The 19,306-nt window shown below is 73.6% G+C and carries 8 protein-coding genes; 1 reads left to right on the top strand and 7 read right to left on the bottom strand.

Features of this window, described 5'->3' with window-relative positions; all coding sequences use genetic code 11:
* Window positions 1-129 precede the first annotated feature (129 nt).
* The 3 genes from ACIO3O_RS32360 to fabI all read right to left on the bottom strand — a co-directional run bounded on the left by ACIO3O_RS32360 (window position 130) and on the right by fabI (window position 2,636).
* Window positions 130-957, bottom strand: a complete 828-nt coding sequence (locus ACIO3O_RS32360; RefSeq protein ID WP_401752103.1) for a 4'-phosphopantetheinyl transferase family protein — start codon at window positions 955-957, stop codon at window positions 130-132.
* An 81-nt stretch (window positions 958-1,038) separates the two neighbouring features.
* Window positions 1,039-1,830 (bottom strand): hypothetical protein, encoded by a 792-nt coding sequence (locus ACIO3O_RS32355; RefSeq protein ID WP_401752101.1) that lies wholly within the window; start codon window positions 1,828-1,830, stop codon window positions 1,039-1,041.
* Window positions 1,827-2,636 (bottom strand): enoyl-ACP reductase FabI, encoded by an 810-nt coding sequence (fabI, locus tag ACIO3O_RS32350; protein WP_401752099.1) that lies wholly within the window; start codon window positions 2,634-2,636, stop codon window positions 1,827-1,829. Before fabI ends, ACIO3O_RS32355 begins: the two co-directional genes overlap by 4 nt.
* Before the next feature lie 250 nt (window positions 2,637-2,886).
* On the opposite strand from fabI, the gene ACIO3O_RS32345 reads away from it, so the two are divergent.
* Window positions 2,887-3,099, top strand: a complete 213-nt coding sequence (locus tag ACIO3O_RS32345; protein ID WP_401752098.1) for a hypothetical protein — start codon at window positions 2,887-2,889, stop codon at window positions 3,097-3,099.
* A gap of 35 nt (window positions 3,100-3,134) precedes the next feature.
* Here ACIO3O_RS32345 and ACIO3O_RS32340 read toward each other — a convergent pair whose 3' ends face one another.
* From ACIO3O_RS32340 to ACIO3O_RS32325, 4 genes are read right to left on the bottom strand one after another with little or no spacing between them, the layout of a single operon-like run.
* The gene (locus ACIO3O_RS32340; RefSeq protein WP_401752097.1) at window positions 3,135-3,914 is read right to left on the bottom strand and encodes a thioesterase II family protein; all 780 of its coding nucleotides are present in this window, start codon (window positions 3,912-3,914) and stop codon (window positions 3,135-3,137) included.
* Complete coding sequence (locus ACIO3O_RS32335) at window positions 3,914-4,132, bottom strand: MbtH family protein (RefSeq protein WP_401752095.1); 219 nt, start codon at window positions 4,130-4,132, stop codon at window positions 3,914-3,916. The genes ACIO3O_RS32340 and ACIO3O_RS32335 overlap by 1 nt, the downstream gene beginning before the upstream one ends.
* Window positions 4,133-4,187: 55 nt before the next feature.
* Window positions 4,188-8,234: an amino acid adenylation domain-containing protein gene (locus ACIO3O_RS32330; RefSeq protein ID WP_401752093.1), complete on the bottom strand. Its 4,047-nt coding sequence runs from the start codon at window positions 8,232-8,234 to the stop codon at window positions 4,188-4,190.
* A 2-nt stretch (window positions 8,235-8,236) separates the two neighbouring features.
* On the bottom strand, window positions 8,237-19,267 hold the full coding sequence (locus ACIO3O_RS32325; RefSeq protein WP_401752091.1) for an amino acid adenylation domain-containing protein: 11,031 nt from the start codon (window positions 19,265-19,267) through the stop codon (window positions 8,237-8,239).
* Between the last annotated feature and the right edge of the window lie 39 nt (window positions 19,268-19,306).

Below are 19,306 nucleotides of genomic sequence, written 5' to 3'. Positions count from 1 at the left end.
GGACGAACTCCCACTCGGCATCGGACAGTTCATGGCGGCGTATCACCCGACCATGATCCACCACTCAAGATCACCATTTGACGACAGGCCCTAGGGGAAGAGAGGGAGGGCGGGGCGGAGCACGAGGGGTTAGGGGGTGGTGTGGAGGGTGAGGTGCGGGGTGGAGGGGGTCGCGGGGTGCGCGAGGGCGGCGGTCCAGGGGCCGTTGAGGGGGATGTCGCGGACGTGCCAGGAGGTGGGGGGCAGGCCGCCGGTGCGCAGGACCACGCGTACCGGACCTGGTTGTTCCGGGTAGACCTCCAGGCGGGTCAGTTCCGTGCCCATCAGGCCCGTGCCCGCGGCCTTCACCACCGCCTCCTTCCGCGTCCAGCAGCGGAAGTGGCGCAGGGCCCGGACCGGGCCCTCCGGGACGCCCAGCACGTGGGCCCGTTCGCGTTCGGTGAGGACCACCTCGGCGAGGCCCTCCGCGTCGACGGGGCGCAGGGCCTCCACGTCGATGCCCACCTTCGTCCCGAGGCCCGCCGCGAGCATCCCGCACCCCTCGGTGCGGGACAGGCTGACCCCCGGCGGGTCCGGCAGCGCGGGCCGCGACAGTACCGGCGGGCCGTGCCGGTCGGAACCGCAGGCGGGGCAGGTGCGCCTCCCCAGGGCGATGTCCGTCGGCGGGACGTCGAGCAGGCCGCCGAGGGCCCGCCGGGCCCCCGCCCGGGTGCGGGCGAGCGCGGCGGCGTCCCGGGGGTGGTGGCAGCGGCGCACCCGGCCGAGTTCCACCTCGTCGAGCAGCACCAGGTCGGTGGCGTCGGGCACCGGGCCGGTGCGCCAGGCCCAGACGTGGATGTCGCCCCGGCCCGCTCGTGAGGGCGGGAGGTCCGGTCCCCCCGAAGTGGTCGAGGCGGTCCGGGTTCGGCTGTTTCCGCCGGTGGTCGGGCCGGCGGTGACGGCCGGGGTGGTGATCACTGTTCCCCCTTGGATCGTGTAAGCGGTGCTGGTCGGCGTACGCCCTCCTCCCCGAGCCTGTCCGGCGGTGCTTTAGCGGTGCTATACACGCGACTTCCCCCGTCCGGTCCGGTCGTCCGCCTCGGGCGTACGCGAACTCCCGCCGCGCGGCGGGAAGTACTGGTACCGCAGCGGTCCCGCGACCAGCCAGATCACGGTGAGCCCCCCGAACTGGGCAACCAGGTTCCACAGCCCCGAGGCCCTGGCGCCGGGGGCCGCGAGGGCCCACATCAGCAGCGTCAGACCGGCGGCGACCGCGCACGCGGTGACGCAGCGCAGCCACAACCTCCATTCGTGGCGCACTCGTTCGGGCCCGGACACCGGCGGTTTCGCGGGGGCCGGGGCGCCGGTGACGCGGTGCGCGAACCAGGCGTCGGCCCTGCGTACGATCTCCGGCCCGAAGCCGACCGAGACGCCGAGGTACACGGCGGCCAGCCCGTGGGTCGCCCCGGCTTCGCCGCCGGAGCGCAGGTGGGCGACGGAGAAGGCGACCAGCGCGAGGTCGGTGAGCGGCACGCACACCAGCAGCGCCCCGCCCAGGCGGCGGGCGCGCAGGGCGTACCGGGCGAGGAGGCCCAGGACGAGGAACGCCCAGAAGGCGATCTCGCAGGCGACGATCGCCCCGATCACCAGCCCGTCCCCGCCGAGCGCCACCCGCACGCCGTCGAGCACCGACCCGTCACCCCCGAGCGCCACCCGCACGCCGTCGAGCACCGACCCGTCACCCCCGAGCGCCACCCGCACGCCGCTGAGCACCGACCCGTCACCCCCGAGCGCCACCCCTACGCCGTCGCCCCCCAGCGCCGACGCCACTCCCCCGCCCCCGCCCGTCACGCGGGGACTCCCGCCGTCGGGCGGCGGGTGCCCGGGCGGTCGCCGACCGCGTGGGCGCCGCCGTCGACGTGCACGATCTCCCCGGTCGTCGCCGGGAACCAGTCGGAGAGCAGGGCGACACAGGCGCGCGCCACCGGGTCGAAGTGTTCGGCGTCCCAGCCCAGGGGCGCCTTGCGGCCCCAGTCGTCGGCCTCGTCGAAGCCGTCGCCGGAACCGATGTTGACGGCCGCGGTGGTGCGCAGCGGGCCCGCCGCCACCAGGTTGACGCGGACTCCGTGTGCTCCGAGGTAGGAGGCGAGGTAGCGGGCGCAGGACTCCAGGCCCGCCTTGGCGACGCCCATCCAGTCGTACTCGGCCCAGGCGCGCGAGGCGTCGAAGTCGAGGCCGACGACGCTGGCGCGGTCGCCGAGCAGTGGCAGGACGGCGCGGGTGAGGGACTGGAGCGAGTACGTCGAGACGTGGACGGCGCGGGCGACGTCCTCCCACTCGGTGGTCATGAAGTTGCCGCCGAGCGCGGTGGCGGGGGCCCCGGCGACGGAGTGCAGGACGCCGTCGACGCGGTCGGTGTGCTCGCCGATGCGGTCGGCGAGGGAGGCGAGTTGGGCCCGGTCGGTGACGTCGAGTTCGAGCACCGGCGGGGGCTCGGGGAGTCTGCGGGCGACCCGTTCGACCAGGCTCATGCGGCCGTAGCCGGTGAGGAGGACCCGGGCGCCCTGCTCCTGGGCGAGGCGGGCGGTGTGGAAGGCGATGGAGTTGTGGGTCAGGACTCCGGTGACCAGAACCGTCTTGCCCTTGAGCAGGTCCATTTCTTTCTCTCCCGAATAGATGAGGGGTGAATAGCGCCTCTGCCGGCGCTCTGCGGGCACGTTCCACAGGCGTTCTACGGGTGTCCTACAGAAGATCCATCAACGATCTACAAGGGATCTATATTCGGCCACCAACAGCGAAGAAGGCGCCCCGGAGAACCCGGGACGCCCTTACGATGCCTGCGATGACTTTAGACCAGCAGTGGCCCGCCGGGGAAGCCCCGGCGGGGGATGGGAAGAAGGGGAAGAAATGCTTCTGATTCTTGAGATCGCCGGTGTGATCCTGCTCCTCCAGGGCATCGCCCCGCTCGTGCAGCGCATGAGCGGGACGAACCCCGAGGAGAGTTTCTTCATCGTGAATTCTTTTCCGGACAACCAGGGCCTGGCGAGTGCGGTGCTCATCCTCGCCGGGGCCCTGCTGCTCGGTTTCGCCATCCGCGTCCGCCGCAGCCGCAAGGGCTGACCCAAGGGCCGGCACAAGGACCGCGACGCGGACGCTCAGGAGCGCAGTGCGTGCGCGACCAGTTCCGCGAGGGTGGCCAGTACCGGCCGCTCGTGTTCCTGGAGGTAGAAATGGCCGCCGTCGAAGACGTGTTCCGTGCAGTGCGCCGTGGTGAGCGCGGACCAGGCGGCGGCCCCTTCCGGGGTGACCTTGTGGTCGTCCCGTCCGCGCAGGACCGCGATGGGTGCGGCGACCGGCGCGGGGTGCTCGGGGGCGTACCCCTCGACCAGCCGGTAGTCGGCCCGGATCATCGGGAGCAGCAGCTCCCTCAGCTCGGGGTCGTCGAGGGCGGTGGACCCGGTGCTGGAGAAGTCCCGGATCTCGTCCACGATCTCCGCGTCCGTACGGGGCGTGCGCGGTGCGGCCGGGCGCGGGGCCGAGCGCCCCGACACCAGCAGCAGCCGGGGTGCGAGGCCCTGGGCCTCGCACCTGCGGGCGACCTCGTAGGCCACGGAGGCGCCCATGCTGTGCCCGAAGAGGATCACGTCCTTCTCGAACAGCGGGCGGATCGCCTCGGTGACCGCGTCCGCCACCTCGTCCATCTCCGAGAGCGGGGTCTCCGCGAAGCGGTCCTCGCGGCCGGGGTACTGCACCGCGTGGAAGTCGATCTCGGCCGGGAGCCGGTCCGCCCAGCCCCGGTAGAAACCGGCGGAGCCGCCGGCGTGCGGCAGGCACAGCAGGTTGACCGCTGCCCCGGGGCGGGGGCGCCAGTTGCGCGTCCACCGGGCCAGCGAGCCCGCCGGGGCCCCGGTCGCCGCGCCGCCGACGGCCCCCATCAGGCGTTCGTCCCGGCCAGCTCGCGGACCAGGCTGGCGGGCCGCAGGTCCGTCCACTCGCGCTCGACGTACGCCACCGCGTCCGTGCGCCCGCCGGGGCCGAAGACCTGGTTCCAGCCGGCCGGGACCTCGGCGAAGGCCGGCCACAGCGAGTGCTGGTTCTCGGCGTTGACCAGAACGTAGAAGGCGGCGTCGTTGTCCTCGAAGGGGTTCACCATTGTCTTTTCCTTTTCTCCGCGTCTGCCTATTTGATGCTGCCGGGATGATGCGAGACTAGCCAACCGAATTCAATTCCGCAATAACTTTCCCGACTTCTGCGAGAATTTCCGGTCGGGCTATTTCTTCATGCTTGGCGTCGAGTTCGTGAATACGAATTCGGCCGCTCACGTGGGCCGCCCAGCGCGAAACGTCGCGCCGTTCGGGGTCCAGTGTCCAGTCGGCGGCCCGGAAGAACACCAGGTCGCCTTCGTACCGCCGGTGCCGGTAATTCAGCATCGCGCGGGTGTTCAGGAGGTATGTGTCCAGGACGGCTCCGGCCAGGGCGTCGTCCACCCGCCCGAGGGCTCCTTCGCCGAGTTCCTCGCGTACGAGCCCCAGGGCGCGGGAGCGGGCGTCGGGGGCCAGTGGATCGGGCACGTGCTCCCCGAAGGCCTCGGCGAAGACCTGTTCCGCGCTCACCGATGTGACGTCCCCTTCGGCCGGTTGGGCCGGATAGGAGTCGAGGACGACGAGCTGGTCGACCCGCTCGCCGCGTTCCTGGAGCCGTACGGCGACCTCGTGGGCGAGGTGTCCGCCGGCGGACCAGCCGAGCAGCCGGTAGGGGCCGTGCGGGCGGAGCGCGGTGATGCGCTCCACGTAGTCGGCGGCCAGGACGTCCAGGGGCTGGTCCGCCTGCTGCACCGGCCCCCCGCCCCCATCCGCTCCCGCTCCCGCTCCCGCTCCCGCCAGGCTCGGCGACTGGAGTCCGTACACCGGTTGTCCGGTGTCCAGTCCGCCCAGCAGCCCGGCGTACGCCCAGCTCAGTCCGGCGCCCGGGGGCAGGCAGAACAGGGGTGGCTGGTCGCCTCCGGTGCGCAGTTCCAGTACGGGGTCCAGTCCGCCGGGGCTCAGGTCGCGGTTCGCGAGCAGGGTGGCGAGCGCGGCCGGGGTGGGGGCGGCGAACACCGAGCGGATGCCGAGTTCGACGCCGAGCGCGGCCCGTATCCGATTGACGAGGCGGGTCGCGGTCAGGGAGTGGCCGCCCAGGTCGAAGAAGCTGTCGTCCGCGCCGACCCCGGGCAGGCCGAGCACCTCCGCGAAGGCGGTGCACAGGGCCTGTTCGGTGGCGGTGCGGGCGGCCCGGCCGCCGGTCAGGGCGCCGAAGTCGGGGGCGGGCAGGGCGCGCCGGTCCAGCTTTCCGTTGGCGGTGAGCGGCAGTTCGTCGAGGAGGACGAACGCGGTGGGCACCATGTAGGCGGGCAGCGCGGCCCCGGCCCGCTCCCGCAGCGCGTCCGCGGTGGGCGGCGTGCCCGGGTCGGCGGGGACGACGTACGCGACGAGGTGCTCGGCACCGGAGCCGGCCCCCGCACCGTCCTGCCCGGTGCGGGTGACGACGACGCGGGCGTGGGCGACGCCGGGGGCGGCGGCCAGGACGGTCTCGATCTCGCCGAGTTCGATGCGCAGCCCGCGCACCTTCACCTGGTCGTCGGTGCGGCCGAGGTAGTCCAGCGCCCCGTCCTCGCGCCAGCGCACCAGGTCCCCGGTGCGGTACATGCGCGCCCCCTCCCCGGTGGGCCCGTCGGCCGCCGCGAACGGGTCGGCGACGAAGCGTTCCGCGGTGAGCGCGGCACGGCCGAGGTAGCCGCGCGCCAACTGGGCGCCCGCCAGGTGGAGTTCGCCGACGACGCCGGGCGGCACCGGGCGCAGGGCGTCGTCCAGGACGTACAGCCGGGTGTTCCAGACCGGGCGGCCGATCGGCACCGGGCCCTCGCCGGGCACGCAGTCCCAGTGGGTGACGTCGACGGAGGCCTCGGTGGGCCCGTACAGGTTGTGCACGGGTGCGCCGGTGACCTCGGCGGCCAGGTCGGCGGTCTTCTCGGGGAGCGCCTCGCCGCTGCACAGGATGCGCCGCAGGACGCCCCGGGTGCCGGCTGCGGCCGGGTCCTGGAGGAAGGCGTCCAGCATGGACGGCACGAAGTGGACGGTGGTGACCCGGTGTTGGGCGACGGTCCTCGCCAGGTAGGCGGGGTCGCGGTGGCCGCCGGGCCGGGCGACGACGAGGCGGGAGCCGGTGAGCAGCGGCCAGAAGAACTCCCACACCGAGACGTCGAACCCGTACGGGGTCTTCTGGAGGACCCGGTCGTCGGGGCCGAGGCCGTAGCGGTCCTGCATCCACAGCAGCCGGTTGACGATGCCCTCGTGGGGGACGCCGACGCCCTTGGGGGTGCCGGTGGAGCCCGAGGTGAAGATGACGTACGCGAGGTGGCCGGGCCGCAGCGGGGCCGTCCGGTCGGCGTCGGTGAGGGGTGCTTCGGAGCGGGCGGCGAGAGAGGCGGCGGTGTCGGGGTCGTCCAGGACGACCGGTGCCACCCGGGCCGCGGTTGCGCCCTCGGCCACGGCGGGGCGGGAGTCGGTGACGTACCGGTCGGTGACCAGGCACACGGGGTCGGCGGTGCGCAGCATGGATGCGACGCGGTCGGCGGGCAGCCCGGTGTCGACGGGCAGGTAGGCGGAGCCCGCCTTCAGTACGGCGAGGAGGGTGACGACGAGGGACCGGCCCCGTTCCAGGGCGACGGCCACCGGCCGGTCGGGGCCCGCGCCGTGGGCGACCAGGAGGCGGGCGAGCCGGTTGGCGTCGGCGTGCAGGCCCGCGTACGTGGTCTCCCCCCACGTCTCGTCGGTGTACCCGGCGTGGTGCACGAGCGCCGCCGCGTCGGGCGTGCGCAGGGCCTGGGCCTCCAGGAGTGCGGTGAGGGTGGTCTCGGGCACGGGGTGCGCGGTGGCGTTCCACGCGGTGAGCACCTGGTGGCGGTCCGCGTCGTCCAGCAGGTCCAGGTCTCGTACGGTCGTCTGCGGGTCGGCGACGACGGCGGCGAGGACCCGCAGCAGCCGGTCGGCGAGGCGGGCAGCGGCGGCGGGGCCGATCAGGTCGGGCCGGTGGTCGACGCGGAAGCGGAGCTGTTCGCCGGGCAGGCCCAGCAGGGTGATCGCGTAGTGGGTGGCGTCGCTGGCGTCCATGTCGGTGATCTCGACGCCGCCCGCGAGCTGCGGGGCGCCGTCCGCGTCGACCGGGTAGTTCTCGAAGACGGTGGTGGTGTCGAAGAGCTCCTGGTGGCCCGACGCGCCCTGGATGTCGGCGAGTTGGACGAACTGGTGGGCGGTGAGCGCGGACTGCCGGGCCTGGAGGCCGGTGAAGAGTCCGGCCAGGGTGTCCTGCGGGGTCCAGCCCACCCGCACCGGGAGGGTGTTGATGAGCAGGCCCACCATGGTCTCGACACCGGGCAGCTCCGGGGGCCGGCCGGAGACGGTGCCGCCGAAGACGACGTCGTCGCGGCCCAGGAGCTGCCCGAGGACCAGGCCCCACGCGCCCTGGACGAGGGTGTTGAGGGTCCAGCCCCGTTCGCGGGCGAGGGCGGTGAGGGCGGCGGTCTCCTCGCGGGTCAGCTCGACGTGCAGGGTCTCCGGCACGGTGCCCGCCCCGGAGGTGCGGCGGCCCGCACTCAGCAGGGTGGGTTCGGCGAGGCCGTCGAGTTCGCGGGCCCAGGCCTCCAGGGCGGCGGGCCGGTCCTGCCGGGCGAGCCAGGCCAGGTAGTCGCGGAAAGGGGCGGCCCGGCGCATCCCGGTGGGGTCGCCGTTCCGCTCGTACAGCTCGAAGAGGTCGTCCAGGAGGACGGGCACGGACCAGCCGTCGACCAGGATGTGGTGCAGGGTGATCAGCAGCCGGTGGCTGCCGTCGGGCATCGCCGCGAGGACCAGGCGCAGCAGTACGTCCTCGTCGAGGGCGAACCGGCGGGCGCGCTCGCTGTCCCGCAGGGCGTCGAAGGCCTCGGCGGCGCCACCGCTGAAGTCGACTTCCCGCCAGGGGAGTTCGACCTCGCGGCGGACCACCTGGACCGGCTGGTCGAGCCCTTCGTGGACGAAGAGCACGCGCAGGTTGGGGTGGCGGGCGAGCAGTGCTCCGGCGGCTCGGCGCAGGCGGGCCGCGTCCAGGGGGCCGCGCAGTTCGACGGCGAGCTGGACGGTGTAGAGGTCCGGGCCCTCGTCGTCGTACAGGGCGTGGAACAGCAGCCCCGCCTGCAACGACGAGAGAGGCAGGACGTCCTCTATCTGACTCTGGGTCATCGTTACTTCCTCAGCTTCGCTTCGAGCAGGTCGATGTGGTTCTGGGTGAGCGGGACCAGGGAGAGGTCGGAGGGGGTGAGGCCGCCCGCGTCGGGGTTCTCCGCGTGTGCGGCCAGGGCCGTGAGGGCCTGGTGCCACAGGTCGGCGAGGCGGGTGATCTCGGGTTCCGCGAAGAGTGCGGCGGGCCAGGAGAGGGAGGCGCGCAGCCGGGGCCCGGTGGCGGTGTCCTGGGTGGCGGCGTTGATCTCCAGGGCGTGGGCGAAGGGCAGTCCGTCCTCGCCGACGCCGTTTCCGGTGTCGGTGTCGCTGACGGAGGTCCAGTGGTCGGCGGTGCCGTCCCCGGTGTCGGTGGCGAACCGGCCGAGGTAGTTGAACCCGACCAGCGGGGTCGCGCCCCGGGCCAGCGAGCCGGCGGTGTCGGGGTTGAGGTGGCGCAGGAGGCCGTAGCCGAGGCCCTGGTCGGGGACGCCGCGCAGCTGCTCCTTCACCTGCTTGAGCGCCCCGCCGACCTCGGGTCCTGCGGCGGTGACCTCGGCCCAGGACAGCAGCCCGGGGTCGACGCGGACCGGGTACATGCTGGTGAACCAGCCGACCGTACGGGACAGGTCGTGACCGGCGTCGAGGACGTCCTCGTACCGGCCGTGGCCCTCGACGTCGAGGAGGGCGCCGCCCGCCGCGTATCCCGGGGCCCACTGCCGCATCGCCAGCGCCAGGCCGGTCAGCAGGACGTCGTTGACGCCTGCCCGGAAGGCTGCGGGCACGGTGGTGAGGAGCTGCTCGGTCTCGTCCTCGGACAGGTCCAGGGCGACCGACCGGGCGGTGCCCAGGGCGTCCCGGGCCGGGTCGAGCGGGACGGCCCCGAGCCCTCCTCCGCGGACGGCCAGCAGGCTTTCCCAGTAAGGGAGTTGGGTCGTCCAGCGGTCCTGGGCGGCGGCTTCGGCGAGTGCGGTGGCCCAGCCCCGGAAGGACGTGCCGACCGGCTCCAGCTCGACCGGCCGCCCGGCGGCGACCGCGTGGTACGCGGCGGCCAGGTCGGGCAGCAGTACCCGCCAGGACACTCCGTCCACCACCAAGTGGTGGATGACCAGGAGGAGTTGGCCGTCCGCCCCGGCACCGGCGTCGAGCCAGACGAGCTGTGCCATGACGCCCTGCTCGGGGTCGAGTCCGGCGCGGGCGGTGCCCGCCTCCCGGACCAGGGTCTCCCGTACGGTCTGCGCGTCCAGCCCGGTCACGTCGACCCGGCGCACCCACGGGGCGGCGTCGACGCTTCCGGCGGCCGGGACGTCCAGCCTCCAGCCGTCGGCGGCGCGCTCCAGGCGCATCCGCAGCGCGTCGTGGTGGTCCACGACGGCCGCGAAGGCGCCGGTCAGTTCGGTGAGGGTGAGGCCGGCCGGGACCGGGACGACGTACGACTGGTTGAACTCCCGGACCGGGCCGCCGCCCGCCCGGAACCACTCGATGATCGGGGTCGTCGGCACCTGGCCGACGCCGTCCTGTCCGGTCGCGGTGTCCGCGCCGACCTCGGTGGCGACGGCGGCCAGTTCGCGGACGGTGCGGCGCTCGAAGACGTCGCGGGCGGTGAGCACGAGTCCGGCCTTGCGGGCCCGGCTGACGAGCTGGATGGAGGCGATGGAGTCGCCGCCGAGGTCGAAGAACCCGTCGTCGACGCCGACCGAGGACAGTCCGAGGACGGAGGCGAAGACCTCGCAGAGGATTTCCTCGCGGGCCGTGCCCGGGGCCACCGACTCCCCTGCGGAGAGCGGGACTTCGGGGGCGGGGAGCGCCTTCTTGTCCAGCTTGCCGTTGACCGTCAGCGGCAGCGCGTCCAGCGCGACGAAGGCGGAGGGGACCATGTACGCGGGCAGGTGGGCGACGGCGTGCTCGCGCAGCTGGCCGGGCGTGCCGACGACGTAGGCGACGAGCTGCTTGTCGCCGGGGCGGTCCTCCCGTACGACGACGGCGACCTGGGCCACCTCGGGGTGTCCGGCGAGGACGGCCTCGATCTCGGCGGGCTCGATGCGGAAGCCGCGGATCTTGACCTGGTCGTCGGCGCGGCCGACGTAGTCGATGACGCCGTCGCGGGTCCAGCGCACCAGGTCGCCGGTGCGGTACATCCGGGTGCCGGGCGCGCCGTACGGGTCGGCGGGGAAGCGCTCCGCCGACAGCTCCGGGCGGCCGAGGTAGCCGTGCGCGAGGCCGGTTCCGGCGAGGTAGAGCTCGCCGGGCGTGCCGGCCGGGACCGGGCGGAGCGCCGCGTCCAGGACGTAGGCGCGCATTCCGGCGAGCGGGGAGCCGATCGGGACGGTGCCGCCGGGCTTCTTGTCGGCGGGGACGGGCCAGGCGGTGGCGAAGGTGGTGGTCTCGGTCGGCCCGTAGACGTGCACGAAGCGGGTGTCCGGGCAGAGCGCGACGGCCCGGTCCACGGCCTCGACGGTGACCTTCTCGCCGCCGAACCACACCTCGTGCAGCCCGTGGAAGGCGTCGGTCTCCTCCAGGGCGATCGCGTTGAAGAGCGCCGTGGTGAGGAAGGTGCCGGTGACGCCGTGCCGGGCGACGGCGGCCCGCAGCTCGTCGGGGCCGAGGTGCCCGCCGGGGGCGACGACGACGGCTCCGCCGCGCAGCAGGGGTGCCCACATCTCGTACGTCGAGGCGTCGAAGGCGTGCGAGGAGTGCATCAGGACACGGGCGTGGGCCGGGCCGTCGAAGCAGGGGTCGAGGGCGAGGTCGGCCACGTTGGTGTGGCTGATGACGACGCCCTTGGGCAGGCCGGTGGTACCCGAGGTGTACATGACGTACGCCTTCTGCGCAGCCGGGAGGCCGTCGGCGACCGGGCTGGTCGGCAGGGCGGCGACCTGCTCGGCGACGTCGCCGAGGACGACGGGCCGGGTGGCCTGCGCGAGTCCTTCGGGGAGTTCGGCGCGGTCGGTGAGCAGCAGGGCGGCGCGTGCATCGCGGACGATCCAGGTCAGCCGCTCCGCCGGGTACGCGTCGTGCAGGGGTACGTAGTGGCCTCCCGCCTTGACCACCGCCAGCTCCGCCACCACCAGGTCCACGGACCGGCCGAGCAGGAGCGCCACCGGGGTTCCGGCGCTGACGCCCTGGGCGCGGAGGTAGTGCGCCCACTGCGAGGAGCGGGCGTCCAGTTCCGCGTACGAGAGGGACTCGCCGTCCCCGACGACGGCGACCGCGTCGGGGGTCGCCCCGGTCTGCCGGGCGAAGAGGGCGGGCAGGGAGGGGCGGGGCTCGGTGCGGGCGCCGGTCCCCCACTGGTCGAACTGGACGGCCCTCTCGTCCGCGCCGACGACCTCCAGCGCGCCGACGCGGCGGCCCGGGTCGGCCGCCACCTGGGCGAGCACCCGGCCGAGCCGGTCGCCGAGCACGGTGACCGTCTGCGGGTCGAAGAGGTCTTCGGCGTACTCCACCTCGCCGGACAGGCCGGCCGGGCGGCCGTCCGCGTCGAAGGTCTCGGCCAGCCCGAAGGCGAGGTCGAACTTGGCGACGGTGCTGGTCACGTCCGCGACGGAGGGGGTGATGCCGGGCAGGTCGAGGTCGGGTTCGGGGGTGTTCTGGAGGGTGAGCATCACCTGGAAGAGGGGGTGCCGGGCGAGCGAACGCTCGGGGTTGACGACCTCCACGAGGCGGTCGAAGGGCACGTCCTGGTGGGCGAAGGCGGAGAGGTCGGTGTCCTTGACCCTGGCGAGCAGCGTGGTGAACTCCGGGTCGCCGGAGACGTCGGTGCGCAGCACGAGGGTGTTGACGAAGAAGCCGACCAGGTCGTCCAGGGCGTCGTCGGTGCGGCCCGCGACGCCCGTGCCGAGCGGGATGTCGGTGCCCGCGCCGAGCCGCGAGAGGAGTCCGGCCAGGGCGGCCTGGAGGACCATGAAGAGACTGGTGCCGGTGGTGCGGGCGAGGGCGGTCAGCGCGGTGTGGGTGTCCGCGTCGAGCTGCCAGGGCACCCGGCCGCCCCGGTGGGAGGCGACGGCGGGCCGGGGTCGGTCCGCGGGCAGCTCCAGCACCTCGGGCAGACCGGCCAACTGCTGCTTCCAGTAGGTGAGTTGTGCGCTGATCGGGCTGTCGGGGTTGTCCTCGGAGCCGAGGGTCTCGCGCTGCCAGAGGGCGTAGTCGGCGTACTGCACGGGCAGCGGCGCCAGCTCGCGGCCGGTGTAGGCGGCCTCCAGGTCGCGCATCAACGGGGCCAGGGACCAGCCGTCGCCCGCGATGTGGTGCAGGACGACCAGCAGGACGTGGGTTTCCTCCGCGACCTTGAACAGCCGGGCGCGCAGGGGAAGTTCGCGTACGAGGTCGAATCCGCGCGCGGACTCGGCGGCCAGCACGGCGGGCAGCTGCGCCTCGCCGACCCGGACGACGGGAAGCGGGAACTCGGTGTGGTCGAGGACGCGCTGGCGGGGGCGGCCGTCCACCTCGGGGAAGACGGTGCGCAGTGCTTCGTGGCGGGCCACGACGGAGGACAGCGCGCCCTTCAACGTCGCTGCGTCCAGGGGGCCTTCGAGGCGGATGGCGAGCGGGATGTTGTACATGCCGCCGCCGGTGTCGAGGCGGTCCAGGAACCACAGGCGCTGCTGGGCGAACGACAGCGGGATCTCCTGCGGGCGCTCCTGGGGACGCAGCGGCTCCCGTACGGGCTCGGACGCGTCCTCCGCCAGCCGGAGCGCGAGGCCCGCGACGGTGGGCGACTCGAACACGGCGCGGACGGAGAGTTCGGCGCGCATCACGGTGCGGACGCGGCTGATCAGGCGGGTGGCGAGCAGGGAGTGCCCGCCGAGGTCGAAGAAGCCGTCGTCGATGCTGACCTGCTCCAGGCCCAGGACCTCAGCGAAGATCCCGCACAGGGTCTCCTCGCGCGGGGTGCGCGGGGCGCGGCCCGTTCCGGCGGCGTTCTCCGGAGCGGGGAGCGCGCGCCGGGCGAGCTTGCCGCTGGCGGTGAGAGGGAGGGCGTCGAGGGTGACGAAGGCGGTCGGGACCATGTAGCCGGGGAGGCTGGCGGCCGCGTGGTCGCGCAGGCCGTCCGTGCCCGCGCCTTCCTCGCCGACGATGTAGGCGACGAGCTGCTTGTCGCCGGGACGGTCCTCCCGTACGACCACAGCCGCCTGGGAAACACCCGGGTAAGCGGCGAGGACCGCCTCGATCTCACCGGGCTCGATGCGGAAGCCGCGGATCTTCACCTGGTCGTCGGCGCGGCCGACGAACTCCAGGGTGCCGTCCGCGCACCAGCGGACCACATCTCCGGTGCGGTACATCCGGCTGCCGTCGGCGGCGAAGGGGTTGGCGACGAAACGCTCCGCCGTCAGCGCCGGCCGCCCCACGTAACCACGCGCCACACCAGCGCCCGCGATATACAGCTCACCCGGAACACCGACCGGCACCACCTTCAACTCGTTGTCCAGTACGAAGACTTCGTTGCCCGCGACGGGGCGGCCGATGCCGGGGACCTGCTTGTCGTCGATGCGACCGGCGACCGAGTAGACGGCCGTTTCCGTGGGCCCGTATCCATTGGTGACGTCGGCGGCGACGGCGCTCAGCCGGGAGTTGAGGGACGGGGAGACCGCCTCGCCGCCCATGAGGACGCGCAGCCCGGTGAGGGATTCGGGGGTCTCGGAGACGAGGGTCTCCCAGAAGGTGGGGGTGGCCTGCATGAAGGTGGCACCCGAGGCGACGATCAGGTCGCCGAGGCGGGCGGGGTCGAGGACGACGTCCCGCTCGACCAGGATCAGGCGGGCGCCCGCCAGCAGCGGCACGAAGATCTCGACGTTGGAGATGTCGAAGCCGAAGGTCGTGACCGCCATGAAGCGGTCCTCAGGCGTGACCTCGAATCGGGCCCCCATGTCCGCGAGGACGTTCTCCAGACCGCCCCGGGTGACGCCGACGCCCTTGGGGCGACCGGTGGAACCCGAGGTGTAGAGCACGTACGCCAGGCAGTCGGCCGTGGGAGCGGTGAACTCCACGGCGGGAAGCTCCAGCGAGGACACCTCGTCCAGGACCACGAGTCCGTCGGTCACCGGCAGCCGTCCCGCGACCTCGGCCGACGTGATCACGCACTCGGGAGCCGCGTCTTCGAGGATGTACGCCACCCGCTCGGCCGGAAGCGCCGGGTCGACCGGTACAAAGGCCGCACCCGCCTTGACGACCGCCCACAGCGCGACCACCAGGTCCAGCGACCGCGACAGCGCGACCGCCACCAGCCGGTCCGGACCCACCCCCCGGCCCACCAAAACCCGGGCCAGCCGCTCCGCACGGGCATCCAGCTCCCCGTACGTCAGCGACTCCTCACCACACACCACCGCCACCACATCGGCAGCCTCCGCGACCCGGGCCGCAAACCGCTCCACCAGACCGGGACCGGACGGAATGACCTCACCCCGACCCCAGTCCTCCACCACCAGCGCACGCTCCCCCGCGTCCACCAACTCCAGCTCCCCCACCCGCATCTCGGGCCGGGCGGCGAAGAGTTCGAGGGTGCGGGCGAGCCGGCCGCAGAGGGCGGCGACGGTCTCCTGGTCGAAGAGGTCGTGGGCGTAGTCGATGTCGCCCTCGATGCCGGTGGGGCGGCCGTCGGCGTCGAAGGTCTCGCGCAGGTCGAAGGAGAGGTCGAACTTGGCGACCGTGCCCGCGGCTTCCTCGACCGAGGGGGTGAGGCCGGGCAGGTTGAGCTCGGGCTCCTCGGTGTTCTGGAGGAGCAGCATCACCTGGAAGAGGGGGTGCCGGGAGAGGGAGCGCTCAGGGTTGAGGACCTCGACCAGGCGCTCGAAGGGGACCTCCTGGTGGGCGAAGGCCGAGAGGTCGTTCTCCCGGACCCGCTTGACCAGCTCGCGGAAGGTGGGGTCGCCGGAGACGTCCGTACGGAGCACCAGGGTGTTGACGAAGAAGCCGACCAGGTCGTCCAGGGCGTCGTCGGTGCGGCCCGCGACCGCTGTGCCGAGCGGGATGTCGGTGCCCGCGCCGAGCCGCGAGAAGAGCGCGGCCAGGGCGGCCTGGAGGACCATGAAGACGCTCGCCCCGGACTGGCGGGCCAGCTCGCCGAGTGCGGCGTGCGTGCTCGCGTCCAGGTTCCAGCCGACGCGGCCGCCCCGGTAGGAGGCGACGGCGGGCCGGGGGCGGTCGGCGGGCAGCTCCAGGACCTCGGGAAGGTCCGCCAACTGCTGCTTCCAGTAGGCGAGTTGGCGGGCGGCAAGGCTGTCGGGGTCGTCCTCGGAGCCGAGGGTCTCGCGCTGCCAGAGGGCGTAGTCGGCGTACTGCACGGGCAGCGGCGCCAGCTCGCGGCCGGTGTAGGCGGCCTCCAGGTCGCGCATCAGCGGGGCCAGCGACCAGCCGTCGCCCGCGATGTGGTGCAGGACCAGGAGCAGGACGTGGGAGGTGTCCAACTCCTTGAACAGGGTTGCCCGCACGGGGAGTTCGTTGGCCAGGTCGAAGCGGGCGGCGGCCTCCGTGTGCAGTGCGCCGCGCAGGGCCTCGCCGGTCGCCTCCCGTACGGCGAAGGGCGGCGTGACCGAGGCGTCCCGCACCTGCTGGGCGGGGGTGCCGTCCAGGACGGGGAAGACGGTGCGCAGCGACTCGTGCCGGGCCACGACCGCGCCCAGGGCGTCCTTCAGCTTCGCGACGTCCAGGTCCCCGTCGAGGCGGACGGCGAGCGGGATGTTGTACGTACCGACGCCCTCGGTGTCGAGGCGGTCCAGGAACCACAGGCGCTGCTGGGCGAACGACAGCGGCAGCACCTCGGGCCGCTCCCCCGGCGCGCGGGCGGTCAGCGCGGCGCGTGCGGTGTCCGCTCCGGCGAGGGCGCGGGCCAGGGCGGCGGGGGTGGGGTGCTCGAAGACGGTGCGGATGGCGAGTTCGGCGTCCAGCGCGGTGCGGATGCGGGAGACGAGGCGGGTGGCGAGCAGGGAGTGCCCGCCCAGTTCGAAGAAGCTGTCGTCGACGGTGACCTGGGGGACGCCCAGCACGTCGGCGAAGACCTGGCAGAGGATCTCCTCCTGCGGGGTGCGCGGCCTGCGGCCGGTGCCCGCGGTGCCCGCCGCGGTCTCGTCGTGCTGCGGGGCGGGCAGCGCCCGCTTGTCGAGCTTGCCGTTGCCGGTGACCGGCAGGGCGTCCAGGGCGACGAACGCCGAGGGCACCATGTACGCGGGCAGCCGGTCCGCCGCGTACTCGCGCAGTCCTTCGGTGGACTCACCGACGACGTACGCGACGAGCTGCTGGTCGCCGGGGCGGTCCTCGCGGACCACGACGGCCACCTGGGCGCTGCCGGTGCGGTCGGCGAGGACGGACTCGATCTCGCCGAGTTCCACCCGGTAGCCGCGGATCTTCACCTGGTCGTCGACGCGGCCCGCGAATTCCAGGGTGCCGTCGGAGCACCAGCGGACCATGTCGCCGGTGCGGTACATACGGGTGCCGGGCGCGCCGAACGGGTTGGCGACGAAGCGGGCGGCGGTGAGGTCGGCGCGGCCCGCGTAGCCGCGCGCCAGGCAGGTTCCGGCGACGTACAGCTCGCCGACGACGCCGGGCGGGACCGGGCGCAGGGCCGTGTCCAGGACGTACACCTGGGTGTTCCACATGGGCGTGCCCAGGGAGAGGATCTCGGCCGGGATCTCGTCGGTGGGCTCGATGACGTACCCGGTCATGCCGACGGTGGTCTCGGTGGGCCCGTACTCGTTGATGACGCGCACCCCGGGGTGCTGCCGGCGCCAGTGGTCGAGGTGGGCGCCGGGGAGGGGTTCGCCGCCGAGGACGAGTTCGGCGTTGGGCGAGTAGTCGGCGGGCAGTTCCTCCAGGAGGGCGAGGTGGCTGGGGGTGCCCTTGAGGAAGGCGACGCCGCCGGCCGGGGCGGGGGCCTCGGGGTCGCCGCCGCCGGAGAAGCGGGTGAGGTGGACGGCGCCGCCGCTCACCAGCGGTGCGTACAGGCCGGTGACGGTGAGGTCGAAGGAGACCGGCGAGTGCAGGAGGGTGCTGCGCCCGGCCGACGGGTACAGGTCGAGGGCCCACAGCAGGTAGTTGACGACGGAGCGGTGCTCGACGACGACGCCCTTGGGGCGGCCGGTGGAGCCCGAGGTGTAGATGACGTACGCGGCGTGGCCGGGCCGCAGCGGGGCGGTGCGGTCGGCGTCGGTGAGGGGGGTGCCCGGAAGGGCGGCGAGGTGGGTGCGCAGGGCGGGGTCGTCGTGGTGGAGGACGGGCCCCTGGTCCGGGAGGGCGGGCAGGCGGTCGGCGAGGTCCGTCGTGGTGAGGACGCAGACCGGCCGGGTCTCCTCGAACATGCCCGCGATGCGCTCGGCGGGGTGCGAGGGGTCCAGCGGGAGGTAGCCCGCGCCGGACTTCAGGACGGCGAGCAGGGCCACCACGAGGTCGGGCCGCTGCGGCAGTGCGACGGCCACCATGCGGTCGGGTCCCGCGCCCAGGGCGACGAGGTGGCGGGCCAACTGGTTGGCGCGGGTGTGGAGTTCGTCGTACGTGAGACGGGTGTCGCCGTGTCCGACGGCCTCGGCGGCCGGGTGGGCGGCGGCGGCCTCCTCCAGGAGGGCGGTGAGGGTGGTGTCGGGGACGGTGCGGCCGGTGGCGTTCCACTCGCCGGTGACACGCTCGTACTCGTCGCCTTCGAGGAGGTCCAGGCGGGCGATCGCCCGGTCCGGGTCGGCGGTGGCGGCGGTGAGCAGGCCGCGCAGCCAGGCGGCGACGCGGTGCGCGGTCGCGGCGTCCAGGAGGTCGGGGCGGTAGTCGATACGGAAGGAGAGTTCCTCGCCGGGCAGGCCGACGAGGCTGACCGCGTAGTGGGTGGCGTCGCGGGCGTCGACGTCGGTGATCTCCAGGCCGCCGGAGAGCGGGGGCGCCTGCTCGGCGCCGAGCGGGTAGTTCTCGAAGACGGTGGTGGTGTCGAAGAGCTCCTGGTGCCCGGACTGGCGCTGGATGTCGCCGAGCTGCACGAACTGGTGCGGGGTGAGGGCGGACTGCCGGTCCTGGAGGGCGGTGAACAGGTCGGCGAGCCGGTCCTCGTGCCGCCAGGCCACCCGCACCGGGAGGGTGTTGATGAGCAGGCCCACCATGGTCTCGACGCCGGGCAGCTCCGGGGGGCGGCCGGAGACGGTGCCGCCGAAGACGACGTCGGTACGTCCCAGGAGCCGCCCGAGGACCAGGCCCCACGCCCCCTGCACGAGGGTGTTGAGGGTCCAGCCGCGGCTGCGGGCGCGGGCCGTCAGGTCGCGGGTCTCGTCGCGGGTGAGGGTGACGGTGGTGCTGTGCGGGACGACCGCGCCGCCGGGGCCGTGGCCCGCGCCGAGCAGGGTGGGCTCGGCGAGGCCGTCGAGCTCGCGGGCCCAGGCGTCCAGGGCGGCGGGCCGGTCCTGCCGGGCCAGCCAGGCCAGGTACTCGCGGTACGGGGGGACGCGGCGCATTCCGGTGTCCGCGCCCCCTCGCTCGTACAGCTCGAAGAGGTCGTCCAGGAGGACCGGCACCGACCAGCCGTCGATCAGGATGTGGTGGACGGTGACCAGCAGCCGGTGCCGGTCGCCGGGCAGTGCGGCGAGGGTGAAGCGGACCAGGGGCGGGCGGGCCATGTCGAAGCGGCGGGACCGCTCGGCGTCGGCCAGCTCCCGGTACGCCTCCTCGGCGGCCCGGACGGTGCCGTGGCCGGTGAGGTCGACCTGCTGGAAGGGGGTGCGGACCTGGCGGCGGACCACCTGGAGGGGCTTGTCGAGCCCCTTGGAGCGGAACCCGGCGCGCAGGTTGGGGTGGCGGGCGAGGAGGGCCTCGGCGGCGGTGCGCAGACGGGGTGCGTCGAGGGCGCCGGTCATCTCGACGGCGAGCTGGACGGTGTAGAGGTCGGGGCCCTCGTCGTCGTACAGGGCGTGGAAGAGCAGGCCCTCCTGGAGGGAGGAGAGGGGGAGGACGTCCTCGATGGCGGACTTGGCCTTGACGGGCCGGGCCTTGGCGGCCTTCGCCTTCGCGGGGGACTTCGCGGGGGACTTCGTACTCACAGGGGCCTTCGCGGGGTTCGACTTCGACTCCGCCGACTTCACAGGCGTGCTCATTGCCGTGCCTTCCTGGTGCGCGTGTGGGGTGGGGGTTTC

This window comes from Streptomyces sp. NPDC087440 (assembly GCF_044744005.1).
GTDB lineage: Bacteria > Actinomycetota > Actinomycetes > Streptomycetales > Streptomycetaceae > Streptomyces.
This window is presented reverse-complemented; position numbering and strand designations above follow the sequence as displayed.

What these genes read in the sequence shown, in the direction of transcription:
- fabI (WP_401752099.1), bottom strand. Translation starts at nt 2,636, where the DNA reads ATGGACCTGCTCAAGGGCAAGACGGTTCTGGTCACCGGAGTCCTGACC.
- ACIO3O_RS32345 (WP_401752098.1), top strand. Translation starts at nt 2,887, where the DNA reads ATGCTTCTGATTCTTGAGATCGCCGGTGTGATCCTGCTCCTCCAGGGC.
- ACIO3O_RS32340 (WP_401752097.1), bottom strand. Translation starts at nt 3,914, where the DNA reads ATGGGGGCCGTCGGCGGCGCGGCGACCGGGGCCCCGGCGGGCTCGCTG.
- ACIO3O_RS32335 (WP_401752095.1), bottom strand. Translation starts at nt 4,132, where the DNA reads ATGGTGAACCCCTTCGAGGACAACGACGCCGCCTTCTACGTTCTGGTC.
- ACIO3O_RS32330 (WP_401752093.1), bottom strand. Translation starts at nt 8,234, where the DNA reads ATGACCCAGAGTCAGATAGAGGACGTCCTGCCTCTCTCGTCGTTGCAG.
- ACIO3O_RS32325 (WP_401752091.1), bottom strand. Translation starts at nt 19,267, where the DNA reads ATGAGCACGCCTGTGAAGTCGGCGGAGTCGAAGTCGAACCCCGCGAAG.